Below are 18,757 nucleotides of genomic sequence, written 5' to 3'. Positions count from 1 at the left end.
GGTAGCACCGTCTCGCAGGCAGGAACCAGTAACGGATCCAGTAACGGATCCAGTACGGGAACCAGTACGGGAACCAGTACCGGGACCAGTAGGGGTGCCCCTCGGTGGGGGCACCCCTTTCGTGCGGGCGCGGCCTGGGAAAGCATGAGGCATGCGACCGGATGACTGGCACCTCACCGAAGACGTCGACGAATTCCTCGCCCTGGCCGGAGAGTTCCTGCGCTCCCGGCCCGCCGCGCACGTCATGCAGCTGACGTGGGCGGAGAGGGTGCGAAGGCGCGGGGCGGCGGCGTTCGGCGGTGGAGCCCCCGTTTTCGGTGTGCTGGAGAGGGCGGGTGAGGTGTGTGCCACCTTCTACTGGCTTCGGCCCGGTGGGCTGGGGCTTTCTCCGCTCACGGCCGAACAGGCCGACTCCCTCGCCGCCCGCCTGGCCGATCTCGGGCACCGTCCGCACTCCGTCGGCGCGGACCACGGCAGTGCCGCCGCGTTCGCCGACGCCTGGCGGCGGCACACCGGGGCGATGCCGCACCCGCGCGACGCACGGGTCCGTCTGTACCGCCTCGGCACGCTCACCCCGCCGCAGCCGCTTCCGGCGGGCCGGGGCCGTGTCCTGGGCGAACGGGATCTCGAGGAAGTCATGTTCTGGTGCGGCGAGTTCGCCAAGGCCGTCGGGGAGGACGTCTCCATCGACGCCGGCACGTGGGCGCGGACGCGCTACGCCGACAAGGTCTACACGCTCTGGGAGACCCCGGACAGTACTCCCGTCTCCGTCGCGGGCATGAACCCGCTGATCGGCGGCCAGATCCAGGTGGACATCGTCTACACCCCGGCCGGCCTGCGCGGTCGCGGATACGCGGGCGCCGTGACGGCGGAGGTGAGCCGGGCCGCGCTGGCCGCGGGCGCGCGTGACGTCGTCCTGTTCGCGGACGTGTCCAACCCCACCAGCAACGCCCTTTATCAGCGCCTCGGTTATCGCGCGCTCGGCGACTGGGCGGGGTACACGTTCTCGTACCCCGCACCGGAGGGCGGTTGAGTTCTCCGGGGGCGGCGTCCTGAGAACTCCGGGGGATTTTGGGGGATTCCGGGGAACCGGGGGGAACTCCGGAGGGCTCCGTCAGAGAACCGCCATGCCCAACGGCCTTGTTCCGGCCGGGAGTCGGGTCACCTTGCCCGACGGCAGGTCGACGAGGCTCAGGCCGTTCCAGAAGCCGTCGCGGGTGAAGCCGCCCGAGACGTAGGCGGTGCGGCCGTCGGCGGACAGGGTCACGTCCTCGTGCGGGCCGTCCAGCGGGATGACGCGCTCACGGCCGTCGGGGGCACGGACGGTCAGGGACGGGCCCTCGTCCTTCGACGGGTCGATCGGGCCGGTGCCGACCACGTACAGCGTGCCGTCGGCGCCCACCGTGGCTCCGTGCTGGTGGGTGTCGGCGGTCATGCGCTCGACGCGGACGCGTCCGGTGTCCGGATCGACCACGGCCAGCCGCTCGCCCTCGAAGGGCAGCAGGAGCGCTCCGTCGGACGGGCGTACGGCGGTGTAGTGCGGCTTGAGCCAGGAGCCGAGGCCGCCTTCGGTGCCGTAGGGGGCGACTTCGATGCGCCGCGTGGTCCAGTCGCCGGTGTCGACGACGGTGACGTCGAAGGAGTCGTGGTCGGTGGCGTACACCTGCCGGCCGTCGGCGGAGACGTCGACGTCGAAGGGACGGCGTCCGACCGGGACGCTGCGCACCACCTCGCGGCTGTGCGTGTCGATGACCTCCAACGTGCCGTTGCCGCCGGGTACGTTGACGCCCACGTACACGTGCCGGCCGTCGGGGGAGAGCGCGATGCCCATGCCGCCGCCCCGGTACTCGCCGGTGGTCACCGGGCCGACGTCCGTGGAGTAGGGGATCAGCGCGGTCCGCCGCCCTTTCGCGGTGTCGACCGCCGCGACGCCCTCGGCCGTCGCCACCCAGGCCGTTCCGTCGTCTCCGAGGGCGATCCCGTAGGGGGCCGTGCCGACCGTGACCGAGCCGAGCACGGCCTTCGCGCCCCGCTGCGACGGGTCGACGAAGGTCACGGTGTCGGCGCCGAAGTCGGTGACCACCAGGGTCTCCCCGGCCCCGGCTCCGGTTCCGGCCCCCGCGGTCGGCTCGGGCAGGTACGGCCGGGTCACGGCCGGGGAAGCGGGGGATGACGAGGTCGCGGCCGGGGCGTCGGAGTCCGACGCGCACCCGGCCAGCAGTACGGCGGCGGCCAGCGCGCCGAGGGCGTACGCGCCGAAGGCCCTCGTTCCGAAGGCGTTCGTTCCGAGGGCGTACGTGCTGCCGCGCCGCGCGCCGCTCACTCCTCTGCCTTTCGCAGCGCTGCCGCGATCCCCTGGAATCCGCGGCGCTCGGCGTGCTCCCGCGCCGTGACACCGTCGGCGTCCGGCAGCAGTGGGTCGGCGCCCGCGGCGAGCAGCACCTCGACCACCTCCTGGTGAGTGCGGCCGCCGTCGCCGAGGATCACGGCCTCCAGCAGGGCCGTCCAGCCCAGCCGGTTGACATGGTCGACGTCGATGCCGGTCTCGGCGAGCACGGCCCGTACGTAGGCCACGTGGCCGCGCTCGCTCGCGGGGATCACGGACACGCCGCCGAACCGGTTGGTCAGCGTGACGTCCGGGCCGCCGGGCAGCAGCGCGCGCATCATCGCCACGCTGCCGGTGACGCCGGTGACCAGCCACGGGCTGTCCTCGCGGTCGTCCTGCGCGTTCACGTCCGCACCGGCGGCGACCAGTAGCGCCGCCGCCTCGACCCGGTCGGCGAGGGCGGCGCGCAGCAGCGGCGTACGGCCGTTCGCGTCGCGTGTCCCGGGATCCGCGCCGTCGGCCAGGGCGGCGCGCACGGCGGCCACGTCACCGCGGTCGGCGGCGTCCAGCAGGGCGAGACCGGCCGCGGACGGTGCTTTCTTGGTCATGAGGTAACTCCTCCAGACGGTGAGAACAGGCGTCAGGACCGTACGGCGGTGCGGCAGCCCGCGCCGAATCGGCCGGCGGCGTGCGACCGGGGGGAGTCCGCACGCCGCCGGTGCCAAAGCGGCCTGCCCGAGGGGGTGGGCGCTCATCCGAGGGGCTCGCGGGTCAGCGGCCGTTGCCGAGGGCCGCGACACCGGCCTGGGCGAACTTCTCGTCCAGGTCGCCGGACGGGGCGCCCGCGACACCGACACCGGCGATCGGAGCGTTGTTGTAGTCCACCGGGGCGCCGCCGGCCAGGAACAGGGTGCCGGGGATGTCCTTCAGGGTCGGCGCGGACTCCAGGCGCTTGGTCAGCTCGGAGGTGGGCGCGTTCCAGGAGACGGCGGTGTACGCCTTCTTGGCCGCGGACTCGTAGGACTGCGGGCCGGCGCCGTCGCCGCGCAGGGTGACGATGGTGTTGCCGTTGCGGTCGACCACCGCGACACTCACCCGCTGGCCCTCCTTCTGGGCGGCCTGCAGCGCGGCCTGGGCGGCCTGGGTCGCGGCCTGGACCGTCAGGTGGGTGCTGGTGGTGGTGGCCCTCGCGGGCACGGAGGCCGCGGCGGGGGTGGCGGCCGGGGTGGCCGCGGAGGCGGACACCGTGCCGAAGACGCCGGCACCGACGACCGCGACGGCGGCGGCGGAGGTGACGATCCGGGCGCGGGTGGAGAACTTCCTGGCCTTGTGCTGCATGGTGAGCAACTCCCTCTCGTGTCGTGTCGGCGTGTTCCTCTCGCGCCGTGCTTCCAGCTTCCCGCCCGGAACCCACCCCGCCCGTCGGCGTTCCGGGTGCTCCCGGCGAGCGGGTCGGGTGACGGCGGTGTCATCCGATCGGATGACCCCGGACGCGGGCGGGCTGTGCGAGGGAGAGGGGGCTCCGGGGAAGTTCCGGGGGGAGGGAGGGGCTCTGGGGGAGCTTCGGGGAGAGGGCGAAGCTCCCGGGGAGCTGTGACCGGCTACGACCCAGGTGTGCTCAGTGGGTTTTTCGAAGTGGCGATGGCAGCATCTGCGGATGCTTCGACGATGGAACGCGGCGCTGCTGGTGGTGGCCACCTCGTACGGGTTGTCGTCGATGGGTGATCAGCTGGCGGTCGTGTCCCTGACTCTTCGGCTCCACGACCAGGGGCAGCCCGCATCGTTGATCTCGGCTCTCGTGATCGCGAGCGTTGTACCTGCCGTGGTGGTGGGACCGCTTGCCGCCCCTTTGGTGGACCGAATGGAGAGCCGCCGATTGGTCGTCGTCGTGACCGCCGTGCAGACACTTGTCGCCGCAGGGCTGGTGGTGGTCGAGGACGTGGCGGTGACGATCGGCCTGCTGGTGCTGCTGGGAGCCGGCCTTTCCGTGGTCTCACCCGCCCTGCAACTGCTCGTACCGCAGCCGGTCGGATCCGGACAGGCAGCGCACGGATATGCCCGGCTGGAGGCGTTCCGTACGGCGGGCAATGTCGTCGGCCCGGCGTTGGCCGGTGTGCTCGTCGCAGCAGCCGGCGACCGCGTCGCCCTGCTCATGAACGCCGGGACCTTCGCTGTGATGACCGCGGCCTTCCTGCTTCTTTCCGTACGCCGCGAACCGGTGCCGTCCGCCTCCAGCGCCATGGGCTGGCCGGCCCAGGTCCGCCAAGGCGTCGGCGTACTCGCCGGTGACCGGCTGCTGCGGACGGCGATCGGGGCTCTGGCCTGTGCGATCGTCTTCACCGCCATGCTGAGTGTGGCCCGGGTCTTCTTCATCCGCGACGACCTGCACGCTTCGGACGCAGGCTACGGATGGCTGGTGACAGCTCACACCGTGGGCATGCTGCTCGCCTCGCTCCTGCTGGCCCCGCGGATCCCTCTGTCCTGGCAGCCCCGGGTTCTCGTCGGCGCCGGGGCACTCATGGGAAGTGCCTTGTTCACCAGTGCCGGCGTGCCGGTGTTCGCCGTCGCACTAGCCGCTTTCATCCTGACCGGCGTCGCCAACTCGCTGCAGGGACTGGCCATCCGCAACCTCATTCACGATCGCGTCCCGCCCGAGGTGCGAGGCCGCGCCTTCGCGTCCTCCGGTGCCGTTCTCAACGGCGCCAACCTCGCGGGAACCGCGTGGGGAGCCCCGATGGCCGGCCTCCTGGGCGGGGCCGGTGCCCTTCAACTGGCAGGAGTCGGCACTCTGGTGGCGACCTTGGCAGCGGCCCCTGCTCTTGCCTGAGGGTTGATTTCCATGCTCGCGCATCACGGTCAGAGGTCAAAAACACCTGCTCAGGCCCGGTGGCCCGTCATTCGGGCGGCCGAGGCGATCGTGGCGAGGGCCTCGTGTTCGGTCAGGCCGGTGGAGAGGGCCGCTTCGACGAGGGGGGTGGTGAGGGCGGGGCCGATGCCGTTCTCGTACGCGCGGCAGGCCGCCCAGAACAGGCGGGTGTTGCGCTGGCCCGCGTGGGCGGTCAGCACGAACTGGACCAGGCCCCGGCCGTGGTCGCCGGCGGACGGCGATGCCTGGTGGGTGGTGGTGCGGGGCGGGGGCAGGAGCAGCCGGAGGAGGGCCGGCGGGCAGGCGGCGGGGGCGCGGTGCGCGGTGCCCGGGGCGGTGGCGTAGACGCCGTGCTCGGTGCGGGAGCCGGGGCCGACGAGGTAGCCGCCCGCGCCCCGGATGTCGATGCCCGGCGCGAGCCGGCCGGCGGAGTTGGGGACGACGACGTCCGGCGGGCCGGTCAGCCACAGGTGACGGCCGCCGCTGGGGGTGAGGACGACGACCGTCTCGGGGATCGTGAACAGGTGCCGCAGGGCCAGCTCACGCAGGGCGGCCGAGGAGTCCGTGCCGGTCTTGGTGTCGAGGTCGACGCCGATGAGGTGGTGCGGGGGCAGGCCGCAGGCGATGCCGTAGCCGGTGGCCCAGGGCGCGGCGGCGAACAGTTCGCGGATGCGGACGGGGTCGGTGGAGGCGTCGTACACGCCGTGCCCGAAGCGGCCGCACTCGCCGTGGCAGGGAGGTCCGGGCGGGCCAGGCGGTCTGGGCGATCCGGGTGATCCGGGTGATCCGGGCGGGCCGGCCGGGCCGGAGGCGTCGCGGTGCGGGGAGCGCAGGGCCGGGAGTTTCGTCCGGGACAGGGGGATGACGGCCAGTCCGCGTTCGGCGGCTGACAGGGCGTGTGCGAGGGCCAGCGTCGTGGCCTGCCGGTCGGGGGTGGCCATGCCTCCATGTTCGTACGTACGTTCGAAAAAGGGAAGGGGGGCCGGTCGGGGCGCGCCCGTCGGGCGCAGGTGGCCGGAAATGGGCCGGAACGGTTCCTCGCTCGTGCCGCTTGGGGAGTGAAGGTCCATCCTGCCCGTTCTTGCGGCGTGAAATGACTAAAGGTGGCGATAGGGGTTTATCGACTTGTCATCACGCTTGCGTGCTAATCATGGCTTCCGATGTGGTTCGCCGGGGATTCGGTGGGCAACTCTGGACTCGCGACGTCGTCCACGAAGTCGAGGCGGTCGGCCAACTGCCTTGACACAAGCAGTAGTTCATGCGCATCCGGCCGCTTGGGCCTGAGTGCTTGGTTCTGGAGGAACAACATGGCAAGCATCCGTACCGCCCGCGTTCTCGCCGCCGTCTCCGCTCTCCCGCTCGCAGCCGCTCTGTTCACCGGCGTGGCGGCGGCGGACAACGGCGCCATCGCGGACGACGGATCGAACGCGGGCGTGGCCAGCATCATCGGGAGCGGGGTCGGTCACGACAACAACGGCAACTCGTCCACCACCCAGCAGAACGCGGTCGGCTCCGGTGCCTCGAACCAGAGCAACACCGCGCAGGTGAACGGCTCCGCGTGGACCGCCATCCAGCAGGGCAACGAGAACGTGGCCATCCACTTCACCCACCTGTGGTGACCCACGGCTGAGGTCCCTCGTGGGGAGGGCCCTCAGGGGTGTGCTTCGGGGTCGCAAGACGTCCGCGCGGCGGCACTTCGGTGCCGCCGCGCAGGCGTGTGCGGGGCTGTCTGGAGGTGTGGGGGCCGCGTGTGCGGGGCTGCCTGGGGGGTTGTGGGGGCGTGCGGCTGGTGCCGGGGCGTGCGGATCGGTGGATTCCTTGACAGGGAACCGTATCTGACGGACAGTCAGAAACGGTTCTGATCGGGGTGTGAGCCGGACGGTGAGGGGGCCGTGGTGGGCGGCGAGTCGGACGAGCTGGGAACGCGGCTCAAGGCGTACGAGGGGCGGCCCGCCGCTTCGACCGGCGTCGGCAAGGACCCGGTGAACGCGGCGATGATCCGGCACTGGTGCGAGGCGACGGGCGACACCCACCCGGCCTACGCGGGCCCCGACGCCGTCGCCCCGCCCACGATGCTCCAGGCGTGGACGATGGGCGGCCTGTCCGGTCACGAGAGCCGCACCGGCGCCTACGACGAACTCCTCGGCCTGCTCGACGCGTCGGGCTGTACGTCCGTGGTGGCGACGGACTGCGAGCAGGAGTACCTGCGTCCGCTGCGTCCGGGCGACGAGGTCACCTTCGACACGGTCGTCGAGTCGGTCTCCGGCCGCAAGACCACCAAGCTGGGCACGGGCTACTTCGTCACCACCCGCACCGAGGTCCGGGTGGCGGGCGAACCGGTGGGCACGCACCGCTTCCGCATCCTCAAGTACGCGCCTGCGCCCCGGACGCCGGCCCCGAAGGACACCGAGCCCCGAAGATCCCCGGGCACCCGCCCCCGTCCCGTGGTCAACCGGGACAACGCCGGCTTCTGGGAAGGCGTGGCCGGACACCGGCTGCTCATCCAGCGCTGCACGGGCTGCGCCACGCTGCGCCATCCCTGGCTGCCGGGCTGCAACGCCTGCGGCTGCCCGGACTGGGACACGGTCGAGGCGAGCGGCGAGGGCACGGTGTACTCGTACGTCGTCATGCACCACCCGCCCTTCCCCGCCTTCGATCCGCCGTACGCCGTCGGCCTGGTCGAACTCGCCGAGGGCGTGCGGATGGTGAGCGACGTGGTCGGGGTGCCGTACGACAAGGTGCGCATCGGGATGCCGGTGCGGCTCGCGTTCCGGTCCTACGACGACGTGACCCTTCCCGTGTTCGAGGGGGTGGAGCGGTGAAGGCCGGCGAGGAGCTTCCCCTGCTGGAGATCCCGGTGACGCGCACGCTGATCGTGGCGGGGGCGATCGCCTCCCGGGACTACCAGGACGTGCACCACGACCCGGAGCTGGCCCGGCGGAAGGGCGCACCGGACGTCTTCATGAACATCCTGACGACGAACGGCCTGGTGGGCAGGTACGTCACGGACCACTTCGGCCCCACGGCGACGCTCCGCGCGGTCGCCATCCGGCTCGGTGCGCCCAACTACCCCGGGGACACGATGGTGTTGACCGGACGGATCGAGGAGGTCGACGGCGACACGGCGACGGTCCGTGTCGTCGGGGCGAACGGGATCGGCACGCATGTGACCGGGACCGTGCGGGTCACCGTCCCGGAGGCGATCTCAGGGGAGGTCCTCTCACGGGAGGCTGGCTACCGGGAGTCTGTCGTACGGGAGTCCGTCGTACGGGAGTCCGGCTCGCGGGAGTCTCTCTCATGAGCGTGCGGCGGCGGGACTCGCTCGGCGGCCGGGCCGCGATCGCCGGCATCGGGGCCACCGAGTTCTCCAAGGACTCCGGGCGCAGCGAGCTGAAACTGGCGGTGGAGGCGGTACGGGCCGCGCTGGACGACGCCGGGCTCACCCCGGCCGACGTGGACGGCCTGGTCACGTTCACCATGGACACCAGCCCGGAGATCACGGTCGCCCAGGCCTGCGGGATGGGCGACCTGTCCTTCTTCTCGCGCGTCCACTACGGCGGCGGGGCGGCCTGCGCCACCGCCCAGCAGGCGGCGCTCGCCGTGGCGATGGGCGTCGCGGAGGTGGTCGTCTGCTACCGGGCGTTCAACGAGCGCTCGGGCCGCAGGTTCGGTGCGGGCGTGACGCGGCGCGAGCCCTCCGCGGAGGGGGTGGCGCTCGGCTGGGCCCTGCCGTTCGGGCTGCTCACGCCGGCCTCCTGGGTGGCGATGGCGGCCCAGCGCTATCTGCACACGTACGGGTTGACCCCGGAGGCGTTCGGGCACGTGGCCGTCGTCGACCGGAAGTACGCGGCGACCAACCCGGCGGCCTACTTCCACGGCCGCCCGATCACCCTCGCCGACCACGCCGCCTCCCGCTGGATCGCCGAGCCGCTGCGCCTGCTCGACTGCTGCCAGGAGACCGACGGCGGCCAGGCCCTCGTGGTGACCTCCCTGGAGCGGGCCCGCGACCTGCCGCACCCGGCGGCCGTGATCGCGGCGGCGGCGCAGGGGGCCGGCCGGGGCCAGGAGCAGATGACCAGCTTCTACCGCGACGACCTGACCGGCCTGCCGGAGATGGGCGTGGTGGCCCGCCAGCTGTGGCGGACCTCGGGGCTGGACCCGGCCGACATCGACGTGGGCATCTTGTACGACCACTTCACCCCGTTCGTGCTGATGCAGCTGGAGGAGTTCGGGTTCTGCGGGAAGGGGGAGGCGGCCGGCTTCGTCGCCGGTGAGCGGCTGCCGCTGAACACGCACGGGGGCCAGCTCGGGGAGGCGTATCTGCACGGCATGAACGGGATCGCGGAGGCGGTGCGCCAGCTGCGGGGCACGGCCGTGAACCAGATAACAGGGGCGCGGCGGACCCTGGTGACGGCCGGCACGGGGGTGCCCACGTCGGGCCTGGTCCTGACGGCGGACGGCTGGCCCCTCAGCGGTGACCCCTCAGGGACTCAGGGTCGACCCCTCAGGGGCTCAGGGACTCAGGGTGGAACCCTCAGGGGAGGTGGAGCCGTACTCCACCCTCAGGAGGTGGGGGCAGCACCACGCCTACAACCTGAGGGGGAGCCCGCTTCGGGACCTGCGACCGATCCGCCGGGGCATGTCCGCTTCTAGCGTGGAGCCATGACCACAGCCGTCTGCACCAGCGCCTCGGCCGCTGCCGCGCCAGCGGGACAGGCTCTCCCTCTCCCCCGCCTCCGCCCGGGTGCGGGACCCCTGCTCTACCCGTCCTTCTCCTCGTACGTCCAGGCCCGCCAGCCCGTCCTGCTGCGCACCGCGCGCTCGCTGACCGCGAACCCGAGCGACGCCGAGGACCTGCTGCAGACCGCGCTCGCCAAGACGTACGTCGCCTGGGAGCGCATCGAGGACCACCGGGCGCTCGACGGCTATGTGCGCCGGGCGCTGCTCAACACCCGGACCTCGCAGTGGCGCAAGCGCCGGGTCGACGAGTTCGTGTGCGACGAGCTGCCCGAACCGGAGCCCGCGCCCGATGCGCAGCAGGACCCCGCCGAGCGGCAGGCGCTGCACGACGCCATGTGGCGGGCGATAGCCAAACTCCCCGCCCGCCAGCGGGCGATGGTCGTCCTGCGCTACTACGAGGACCTCAGCGAGGCCCAGACCGCCGAGGTGCTCGGCGTCTCGGTGGGCACGGTGAAGTCGGCGGTGTCGCGTGCGCTCGGCAAACTCCGCGAGGACCCGGAACTGGACCTGGTCCGGTAGACGTCGGGGTGGTGGGCGTCCGGTCGGCGGCCACCCGGTCGGTGGACGTCCGGTCCATGGGCACCCGGTCGGTGGGCACTTGGTCGGTGGGCCCCAGCAGGTAGGCACCCGGTCGGAGGGCACCTGGCCGGTGGGCGCCCAGTCGGTGGCGTCCGGGCGATAGGCACCCGGTCGGTGGGCGTCCGGCCCGGTCCCCTGGCCACGTAGGCGCCCGGACCTGGCTCCTGACCCTTGGCTCCTGGTCGTTGGCCCGTGCCCTCCCTGCCCCCTGGCCCTTGACCCGTGGCCCCTGGCTCCGGCTCTTGGCCCGTGGCCCCGGCTCCGGCTCCTGGCTCCTGGCTCTTGGCCCGTGGCCCCGGCTCCGGCTCCTGGCTCCCAGTTCTTGGTCCCTGGCTCCCGGCCGTTGGCCCGTGGTCCTTGCCTCCCGGCCGTTGGCCCGTGGCCCTTGCCTCCCGGCCCGTGGCCCTTGCCTCCCGGCCCGTGGTCCTTGCCTCCCGGCCCTTGACCCGTGGCCCCCGGCCCTCGACCCGTGGCCGCGCAAGCTCCCGGACCCCGGCTCCCCGCTCCTAGCCCCTGGCCGCGTAGGCTGCCGGCTCCCAACCCCTGGCCGCGTAGTCGTCCGGTCCCGGCCCCCGGCCCCTACCTCCCTGGCCCCGGCCCCGTAGGGGTCCCTTCCCTAACCCAAACGGCGTTTGTCGCTTCCGCCTAGTGACATACCGGGCGGTATGTGCGCAGAATCTGCGCAGCCGTTAGCGATGCGTAGGCGACGCTGCCCCCGGGAGGACCACCGTGCTGAGCACCATGCAGGACGTACCGCTGCTGATCTCGAGGATCCTGACCCACGGGTCGACGGTCCACGGAACGTCACAGGTGACCACCTGGACCGGTGAGGCCGAGCCGCACCGGCGCAGCTACGCCGAGATCGGCGACCGCGCGGCCCAGCTGGCGCACGCCCTGCGGGACGAACTCGGCGTCCGCGACGACGACCGGGTCGCGACGCTCATGTGGAACAACGCCGAGCACGTCGAGGCGTACCTCGCCATCCCCTCCATGGGCGCGGTCCTGCACACCCTCAACCTGCGGCTGCCCGCCGAGCAGTTGGTGTGGATCGTCAACCACGCCGCCGACCGCGTGATCATCGTCAACGGCTCGATGATCCCGCTGCTCGCGCCGCTGCTGAACCAGCTTCCTACGGTGGAGCACCTCGTCGTCTGCGGCCCCGGCGACCGCTCCCCGCTCGCGGGCACCGGCGCGCGGGTGCACGAGTACGAGGACCTCCTCACCGGCCGCCCCACCGGCTACGACTGGCCCGAGCTGGACGAACGCCGGGCCGCCGCGATGTGCTACACCTCCGGCACCACCGGCGACCCCAAGGGCGTCGTGTACAGCCACCGTTCGATCTACCTGCACTCCATGCAGGTCAACATGACCGAGTCGATGGGCCTGACCGACCAGGACACCTCGCTGGTCGTGGTCCCCCAGTTCCACGTCAACGCCTGGGGCCTGCCGCACGCCACTTTCATGACCGGCGTCAACATGCTGATGCCCGACCGCTTCCTGCAGCCCGCCCCGCTCGCCGAGATCATCGAGGGCGAGAGGCCGACGCACGCGGCCGCCGTCCCCACCATCTGGCAGGGCCTGCTCGCCGAACTCACCGCCCGCCCCCGGGACGTCTCCACCCTCACCCAGGTCACCATCGGCGGCTCCGCCTGCCCGCCCTCCCTGATGGAGGCCTTCGACGCGCTCGGCATGCGCGTCTGCCACGCCTGGGGCATGACCGAGACCTCTCCGCTCGGCACGGTCTCCCGCCCGCCGGCCCACGCGGTCGGCACCGACGAGGAGTTCGCCTACCGCCTCACCCAGGGCCGCTTCCCGGCCGGTGTCGAGGCCCGCCTCACCGGCCCCGGCGGCGAGCGCCTGCCCTGGGACGGCGTCTCGGCCGGCGAGCTGGAGGTACGCGGCCCCTGGATCGCGGGCGCCTACTACAACGGCCCCGACGCCGAACCCCTGCGCCCCGCGGACAAGTTCAGCGAGGACGGCTGGCTGAAGACCGGCGACGTCGGCACCATCTCCCCCGACGGCTTCCTCACCCTCACCGACCGTGCCAAGGACGTCATCAAGTCCGGCGGCGAGTGGATCTCCTCGGTCGAGCTGGAGAACGCGCTGATGTCCCACCCGGACGTTGCCGAGGCCGCCGTGGTCGCCGTCCCCGACGACAAGTGGGGCGAGCGCCCGCTGGCCACGGTCGTCCTCAGGGAGGGCGTCAGCATCGACTTCGAGACCCTGCGCGCCTTCCTCGCCGAGGAGGGCCGCATCGCCTGCTGGCAGCTGCCGGAACGCTGGACGGTCATCACGTCCGTGCCGAAGACCAGCGTGGGCAAGTTCGACAAGAAGGTGCTGCGCAGGCAGTACGCGCAGGGCGAGCTGGAAGTGACGACGCTCTGACACCTGCGGGGCTTGCGGGGGGTGTCGCGCCCCCCCCACAAGCCCCGTCGGCCAAGCCTTGTCGGCCAAGCCTTGTCGGCCAAGCCTCGTCGGCCAAGCCCCGTCCGGCTAGTTCGTGCCGATCCGCGCCAGCAGGTCCACGATCCGCGACTGCACCTCGGAACTGGTGGACCGCTCCGCGAGGAACAGCACCGTCTCGCCCGAGGCCAGCCGCGGCAGTTCGGCCTGGTCGACGGCCGCGGTGTAGACGACCAGCGGGGTCCGGTTCAGCTGCCCGTTCACGCGCAGCCAGTCGATGATCCCGGTCGCCCCGGCCTGCCGCGGACGCATCTGCATCAGATCCATCACCACGAGGTTGGGCCGGAACTGCCCCGCGAGCATCACCGCGTCGCCGTCGCTCGCCGCCCGCGCCACCTGCATCCCGCGCCGCTCCAGCGTCGCGGTCAGCGCGAGCGCGATCTCCGCGTGCTCCTCGATCAGCAGCACCCGCGGCGGATGCTGCTCGCTGTCGCGCGGCGCCAGCGCCTTCAGCAGAACGGCGGGATCGGCGCCGTACGCCGCCTCGCGCGTCGCCTGTCCGAGCCCGGCCGTGACCAGCACCGGCACCTCGGCCGCGACGGCGGCCTGGCGCAGCGACTGCAGCGCCGTACGCGTGATGGGCCCGGTCAGCGGGTCCACGAACAGCGCGGCCGGGAACGCCGCGATCTGCGCGTCGACCTCCTCGCGGGAGTGCACGATGACCGGCCGGTAGCCGCGGTCGCTCAGCGCCTGCTGGGTCGTCACGTCCGGCGCGGGCCACACCAGCAGCCGGCGCGGGTTGTCCAGCGGCTCCGGGGGCAGCTCGTCGTCCATCGGCTGCGGGCGCGGGGCGTCCGAGATCTCGACGGCCCCGCCGGGCCCGTCCAGCGGTTCGGGTCCCTCGGCGGCGTTCGCGTCCGGCGCCCCTATGGCGTACGACCGTCCGGCGCCCTCGGTGCCCGGGGCGAGCCGGGACTGCCCGGCCAGGGACGACTGCGCGGGCTGGGGTTCGGTGCTCGGGTGCGGACGGGCCGTCTGCTCCGGCTGCCCCTCGGGGCGCGCGGCCGGGTCGGGCGGGGTGCCCAGCTTGCGCCGGCGGCCGGAACCACCTGGCGCGTGCGGCGGCGGGGTCGCGGTCGTGGTCGACTGCTGCACCTGCGCGGCCTGCCGGGCGAACGGCACACCCTGCCCCAGCGTCCGCACGCTGATCGCCCGCCCCTGCGTGGAGTTCGGGTCCGCCGCGTTCCCGGAGGCCTCGGCGGGCAACGGCTGCGCGGCCCGCAGCGGCGTACCGGGGGCCGGGGTGGGGGCACCGGGGACCTGCGTCGCTTGAGCCGTCTGAGCCGTCTGAGCCGTCTGAGCGACGGGTGTACCCGCGCCGGAGGTGCCACCGGAGGTGTCGTCGACACCGGGCCACTGCTGGGGGACACCGGCGGCGGGGGTTGCGGCCGCGGTCGGGTTGCCGGCGGCCTCCGCCGGGAGCGGCTGCGCGCCGGGGCCCGCCGCCGCGCCCGCCGTCGCCGTACCGGCCGGCGGAGTGGTCTGACCTGCCGGAACGGCCACCGGCTGAGGCTGCTGGGCCTGGGCCGGCAGCGCGGGGGCACCGGCCTGGGCGGGGGCGGCCTGCGCCGGGATCGGCAGCCCCGGCGGCACCGGCATGGGGATGCCCTGACCGTCGGTGCCCTGCGCGGACGCGACGGCATCGGCAACCGGCGCCTGCCGAGCGGCACCGGCCTGCGCCACGGCACCGGGCTGCGCCACGGCACCGGGCTGCGCCGCTGCCTGCGCCGGAACTCCGTGGCCGGGGGTGGGCTGCCCGGGAGCCTGCGGGGCCCGAACGCCCTGAACCGGTGCACCGGGGCCCGGCACGCCCTGAACCGGAGCCGCCTGTGCCGGTACGCCGTTCTGCGCGGCCTCCGCCTGCTGGACAACGGCGCGCCGGCGTCGGCCGGTCGGCGCGCTGGTGGGATGCGGCTGGGGCGGGGTGTGGTCCTCGGCCTGGTCGTGCGGTACGGCGTCGTGCCGGCCGTCGTCGCCGGGAATCCCGCCGAAGGGCACCGGTGCCTGGCCCGGCACGGCACTCGTCGCCGCACTCGTAGGCGCACCCGTCGCCGTACCCGGTCCCTGCGCGTCGGCGTGGGCGTGGGCGTCGGCATCGGCGTCGGCGTCGGTGACCGCACCGGGCACCGGAACCGCGCCCGTCGCCGTCTGCGCGGACTCGGGCGAACGGTCGGCCTCGGCCGGCGGCAGGGCGAAGACCGTACGGCCGCCCGCCTCCTGCGCCTGCGACAGCGCCTCCGCCCGCTCCGCCGCGGCGGCCAGCGCACGCCGGCGCCGCCCCGTCGGCTGGGCGTCCTCGCCCTGAGTGCCCTGAGTGCCCTGAGTGCCCTGTGCACTCTGAGCGCCCTGCGCCGGAACGGCGTTCGCGTCCTGGCCCGTCCCCGCGCCACCCGTGGACACCGGCAGCGCGGGCGGCAGGGCCGCCTGCGGCTCGCCGGAATCGCGCCGGGCACGCCGGCCCGTGGGCACGGGCACGCCCTGCGGCGGCACGGCGGCGCCGAGTCCTGTACCGGAGGCCGCGGCACCCGCGGCATGCTCGGCCGCCGTCACCACGGCACCCTCGCTCACACCGTCCCCGGCGGTTCCCCCGCCAAAAGCGCCGTCGGCGGAAGCGACCCCGCCAAAAGCGCCGTCGGCGGAAGTGCCCTCGCCAAAAGCGCCGTCGGCGGAAGCGTCGTCGGCGGAGCGGGCGCGCCGCCTGCCGGTGCCGCCGGACGCGGACTGCGCGTTCTCGATCGCGGCCGGGGCGCTCTCCTCGGCCGGCGCACCGGCACGCCTGCGGCGCCGCCCCGTCGGCGAGGATCCGTCGGTCTCACCGTCCCCGGACCCGTCCGCCGACGCCGCCGAGGGGGCGTCGCCCTGGACGTCCCGCTCCAGGAAGGCGTCGGTGGACGCCCGCCGGGCCCGCCGCCGCCCGCCGGATCCCTGCTCGCCGGATCCCTGCTCGCCGGATCCCTGCTCGCCGGAACCCTGTCCGCCGGATCCCTGCTCGGCGCGCAGGGCCGGTACGGCGCTCCCGCCGCTGCTCTCCTCGGTGTCCGCGACCCGGGCGGCGACCGCCCCGGCCCCGCCCCCGAGCGGCACCTCCAGCACGTACGCGCTGCCGCTCATGCCCGGCACCTCGTGCGTCTGCAGCACACCGCCGTGGGCGCGCACGATCCCGCGCACGATCGGCTCGTGCACCGGGTCGCCCCCGGCGTACGGCCCGCGCACCTCGATGCGCGCGACCTCGCCGCGCTGGGCGGCCGCGACCACGACCGTGTTGTCCAGGTAACCGCCCGCCGAGACGGGCGCGTTGCCGGTGGCGTCCACGCCCGCCACGTCCGCGACGAGATGCGCGAGCGCGGTGGCGAGCCGCTGCGCGTCGACCTCGGCCTCGATGGGCGGCGCGTGTACGGCGAACTGCACGCGGCCCGGACCGATCAGCTCGACGGCCCCGTCGACACCGGCGGCGACGACGGCGTCGAGCATCACCTTCGTACGGGTGATGTCCTCCGCGCCGGTGTCCAGCCGCTGGTAGCCGAGGACGTTGTCGATGAGGGTGGTGATGCGCGAGTAGCCGGCCGAGAGGTGGTGCAGCACCTGGTTGGCCTCGGGCCACAGCTGGCCGGCGTCGTCCGTGGCGAGGGCGGCCAGTTCGCGGCGCAGCTCGTCGAGCGGTCCGCGCAGGGACCCGGCGAGGAGCGTGAGCAGCTGCTCGTGGCGCCCGGCGAGCGCCTCGTACCGGTCCTTCTCGCGCTCGGCGAGCGCCGCGTACCGCTCCTCGGCCGCCGCCACCTCCTCCTGGTGCTGCTCGCGCAGTTCCTCCAGTTCGGTGACGTGCTGCTGGCGCAGCGCGGTCAGGTCGGAGGCGTGCTCCTCGGAGAGCCGCTCCAGCTCGTCCGCGTGGGCCTTCTCCAGCGTGGACTTCTCGTCGGCGAGGCTGTCGTACGGCCGCCGGTCGGTGAAGGTCATGACGGCGCCGACGAGCTGGTCGCCGTCGCGCACCGGCGCGGTCGTCAGGTCGACCGGGACCCTCTTGTCGCCCTTGGACCACAGCACCTGCCCGCGCACCCGGTGCTTGCGCCCGGAGCGCAGGGTGTCGGCGAGCGGCGACTCGGGGTACGGGAACGGGCTTCCGTCGGCACGGGAGTGCAGCACCAGCGCGTGCAGCTCCTTGCCGCCCAGCTCACCGGCCCGGTAGCCCAGGATCTGCGCGGCGGCCGGGTTGACGAGGACGATCCGGCCGTCGGTGTCGGTGCCGACGACACCCTCCGAGGCGGCGCGCAGGATCATCTCGGTCTGCCGCTGCGAGCGGGCCAGCTCGGCCTCGGTGTCGACGGTCCCGGACAGGTCCCGTACGACGATCATCAGCAACTCGTCGCCGGTGTAGCCGTAACCGTCGTACGCCTGCTGCCCGTTCTCCAGGGTGGCGCTCGTGACCTCGACGGGGAACTCGGTCCCGTCGGTGCGCCGGGCGATCATCCGGGCCGGCTTGGTCCGCCCATGGGGGTCCATGTGATCGGGCCGCCGCATGGAGCCGGGGATCAGCCGGGAGTCGAACTGCGGCAGCAGATCGAGCAGCCCGCGCCCGACGAGTGCCGTGCCCGGCGCCTCGAACGCCTCCAGGGCGATGGTGTTGGCGTTGACGACGGTTCCGTTGGCGTTGACCAGGACCAACGCGTCCGGCAGCGCGTCGAGTATGGCTGCGAGGCGAGCAGCGCCTCGGGATGGCCTGCTGCTCACGAGACGCTTCCTCCCTGTTACCGCACCTTGCCGACCGCTCGGGCCATCTTGCCAACCGGCCCGCGACGTGTCACGCGAGGGAGTCTAAAGGCTCGGGTCGCGCTCGCGGCGCCGGATGAGAGGGACGTCGCACGACGAAGTGACGGCGAACAAATAACCGCACCTCCCTCCCCGCGGAAACCCCTCACGCACCCCACAACTGCTCCGCACCTGCTCCGCGCCTGCCCCGCACCGGCTCCCCGAGACCTTCGCGGGACCTTTACGGCGGCGCTCCCGCGACCGTACGGCCATGCCCCGGCGACCACCCCGGCCGCCCCCGGACGACTCAGACGGGTGAATCCATGCCGGGCAGGAAGGGTGTCAGCCGGTCCCACCGCCCGATCTCGCACCCGTTGCTGCGGTCGTACCGGGCGCCGACCGGGCGGCCGGCCCAGGTGCCGGTGACATGGGCGGTGGCCGGGCCGCCGTAGATCATCGTGCAGACGCTGTCGGGGGGCACCGGGGCGAAGGTGTCCTTCCCCCAGTGCGTGTTCTCGTCCAGCACCCGGCAGGCCCCGGACACGTCCGGGTGACTGCCGCCGCCGGGGTGACAGAACAGCTCGTACGTCCCGTCCCGCCCGGACCCCGCGTGCGCGACGACGACGGTGAGGTGATCACCGGCGCGGTCCTCGGGCCGCACGGGCGGCGGCATCGCGGATGCTGCGGCGGCGGACGCCGCGGCGGCGGGCGCGGCGGGTACGGCGGCGAGGGCGACCAGGGACACCAGAGAGACCAGGGACGCCAGGGGCGCGAGGGACGACACCGGGACGCCGCGCGGGCCGCCGGGCGTGTTGGCACCGGACGTAGGGACGCCGGACGTAGGGACGCCGGACGTAGGGACGCCGGACGTAGGGACGCCGGACGTAGGGACGCCGGACGTAGGGACGCCGGACGTGTGGGCGTCGGACATGACAGAGACCATGCCCTGCCCAACGCCGCCGCTCCCCGACGGTTGCGCCCCACCGGGCACCTGGCCTGGCACGAGGCCAGGCACCCGACCAGGCATCGGGCCAGGCCCC

Annotated in this window: 12 protein-coding genes and 2 pseudogenes; 8 read left to right on the top strand and 6 right to left on the bottom strand. The window is 73.5% G+C overall.

Annotation, left to right across the window (positions count from 1 at the left end):
* Positions 1–151 precede the first annotated feature (151 nt).
* Complete coding sequence (locus tag ACGFYV_RS11300) at positions 152–1,033, top strand: GNAT family N-acetyltransferase (RefSeq protein ID WP_393878101.1); 882 nt, start codon at positions 152–154, stop codon at positions 1,031–1,033.
* A gap of 81 nt (positions 1,034–1,114) precedes the next feature.
* Here ACGFYV_RS11300 and ACGFYV_RS11295 read toward each other — a convergent pair whose 3' ends face one another.
* The 3 genes from ACGFYV_RS11295 to ACGFYV_RS11285 form a co-directional block, all read right to left on the bottom strand.
* Positions 1,115–2,323 carry a YncE family protein gene (locus ACGFYV_RS11295; RefSeq protein WP_393878100.1) on the bottom strand — a complete coding sequence of 403 codons (1,209 nt, stop codon included), beginning with the start codon at positions 2,321–2,323 and terminating at the stop codon, positions 1,115–1,117.
* Positions 2,320–2,934 carry an ankyrin repeat domain-containing protein gene (locus tag ACGFYV_RS11290; RefSeq protein ID WP_393878099.1) on the bottom strand — a complete coding sequence of 205 codons (615 nt, stop codon included), beginning with the start codon at positions 2,932–2,934 and terminating at the stop codon, positions 2,320–2,322. Before ACGFYV_RS11290 ends, ACGFYV_RS11295 begins: the two co-directional genes overlap by 4 nt.
* A gap of 163 nt (positions 2,935–3,097) precedes the next feature.
* Positions 3,098–3,664, bottom strand: a complete 567-nt coding sequence (locus ACGFYV_RS11285; RefSeq protein WP_393878098.1) for a heme-binding protein — start codon at positions 3,662–3,664, stop codon at positions 3,098–3,100.
* A 352-nt stretch (positions 3,665–4,016) separates the two neighbouring features.
* Here ACGFYV_RS11285 and ACGFYV_RS11280 point away from each other — a divergent pair, with 352 nt between their 5' ends.
* Positions 4,017–5,153, top strand: coding sequence for an MFS transporter (locus ACGFYV_RS11280; RefSeq protein WP_393878097.1), 1,137 nt, complete (start codon positions 4,017–4,019; stop codon positions 5,151–5,153).
* A gap of 50 nt (positions 5,154–5,203) precedes the next feature.
* On the opposite strand, the gene ACGFYV_RS11275 is transcribed toward ACGFYV_RS11280, so the two are convergent.
* Complete coding sequence (locus tag ACGFYV_RS11275) at positions 5,204–6,133, bottom strand: bifunctional DNA primase/polymerase (RefSeq protein WP_393878096.1); 930 nt, start codon at positions 6,131–6,133, stop codon at positions 5,204–5,206.
* A gap of 366 nt (positions 6,134–6,499) precedes the next feature.
* On the opposite strand from ACGFYV_RS11275, the gene ACGFYV_RS11270 reads away from it, so the two are divergent.
* The 6 genes and pseudogenes from ACGFYV_RS11270 (at position 6,500) to ACGFYV_RS11245 (ending at position 12,896) form a co-directional block, all read left to right on the top strand.
* On the top strand, positions 6,500–6,811 hold the full coding sequence (locus ACGFYV_RS11270; protein ID WP_393878095.1) for a hypothetical protein: 312 nt from the start codon (positions 6,500–6,502) through the stop codon (positions 6,809–6,811).
* 276 nt (positions 6,812–7,087) lie between these two features.
* Positions 7,088–8,014: a bifunctional MaoC family dehydratase N-terminal/OB-fold nucleic acid binding domain-containing protein gene (locus ACGFYV_RS11265; RefSeq protein WP_393878094.1), complete on the top strand. Its 927-nt coding sequence runs from the start codon at positions 7,088–7,090 to the stop codon at positions 8,012–8,014.
* A pseudogene (locus tag ACGFYV_RS11260) lies at positions 8,011–8,394 on the top strand (MaoC family dehydratase); the annotation flags it as partial. The gene ACGFYV_RS11265 and the pseudogene ACGFYV_RS11260, both read left to right, overlap by 4 nt.
* Before the next feature lie 95 nt (positions 8,395–8,489).
* Positions 8,490–9,653 (top strand): annotated as a pseudogene (locus ACGFYV_RS11255) (lipid-transfer protein); the annotation flags it as partial.
* 201 nt (positions 9,654–9,854) lie between these two features.
* The gene (locus ACGFYV_RS11250) at positions 9,855–10,451 is read left to right on the top strand and encodes a SigE family RNA polymerase sigma factor (RefSeq protein WP_393878093.1); all 597 of its coding nucleotides are present in this window, start codon (positions 9,855–9,857) and stop codon (positions 10,449–10,451) included.
* Between the two features lie 789 nt (positions 10,452–11,240).
* Positions 11,241–12,896, top strand: coding sequence for a long-chain fatty acid--CoA ligase (locus ACGFYV_RS11245; RefSeq protein ID WP_393878092.1), 1,656 nt, complete (start codon positions 11,241–11,243; stop codon positions 12,894–12,896).
* 108 nt (positions 12,897–13,004) lie between these two features.
* Here ACGFYV_RS11245 and ACGFYV_RS11240 read toward each other — a convergent pair whose 3' ends face one another.
* Both ACGFYV_RS11240 and ACGFYV_RS11235 read right to left on the bottom strand, forming a co-directional pair.
* On the bottom strand, positions 13,005–17,699 hold the full coding sequence (locus ACGFYV_RS11240; RefSeq protein WP_393878091.1) for a PAS domain-containing protein: 4,695 nt from the start codon (positions 17,697–17,699) through the stop codon (positions 13,005–13,007).
* Between the two features lie 325 nt (positions 17,700–18,024).
* Positions 18,025–18,648 carry an SSI family serine proteinase inhibitor gene (locus ACGFYV_RS11235; protein WP_393878090.1) on the bottom strand — a complete coding sequence of 208 codons (624 nt, stop codon included), beginning with the start codon at positions 18,646–18,648 and terminating at the stop codon, positions 18,025–18,027.
* Positions 18,649–18,757 lie beyond the last annotated feature (109 nt).

The organism is Streptomyces sp. NPDC048297, from assembly GCF_043201585.1.
Classification (GTDB): domain Bacteria; phylum Actinomycetota; class Actinomycetes; order Streptomycetales; family Streptomycetaceae; genus Streptomyces.
Note: the sequence above shows the minus strand (reverse complement) of the source record. Positions and strands in the feature narration are given on the sequence as shown.

What these genes read in the sequence shown, in the direction of transcription:
- ACGFYV_RS11275 (WP_393878096.1), bottom strand. Translation starts at nt 6,133, where the DNA reads ATGGCCACCCCCGACCGGCAGGCCACGACGCTGGCCCTCGCACACGCC.
- ACGFYV_RS11300 (WP_393878101.1), top strand. Translation starts at nt 152, where the DNA reads ATGCGACCGGATGACTGGCACCTCACCGAAGACGTCGACGAATTCCTC.
- ACGFYV_RS11290 (WP_393878099.1), bottom strand. Translation starts at nt 2,934, where the DNA reads ATGACCAAGAAAGCACCGTCCGCGGCCGGTCTCGCCCTGCTGGACGCC.
- ACGFYV_RS11235 (WP_393878090.1), bottom strand. Translation starts at nt 18,648, where the DNA reads ATGTCCGACGCCCACACGTCCGGCGTCCCTACGTCCGGCGTCCCTACG.
- ACGFYV_RS11270 (WP_393878095.1), top strand. Translation starts at nt 6,500, where the DNA reads ATGGCAAGCATCCGTACCGCCCGCGTTCTCGCCGCCGTCTCCGCTCTC.
- ACGFYV_RS11285 (WP_393878098.1), bottom strand. Translation starts at nt 3,664, where the DNA reads ATGCAGCACAAGGCCAGGAAGTTCTCCACCCGCGCCCGGATCGTCACC.
- ACGFYV_RS11250 (WP_393878093.1), top strand. Translation starts at nt 9,855, where the DNA reads ATGACCACAGCCGTCTGCACCAGCGCCTCGGCCGCTGCCGCGCCAGCG.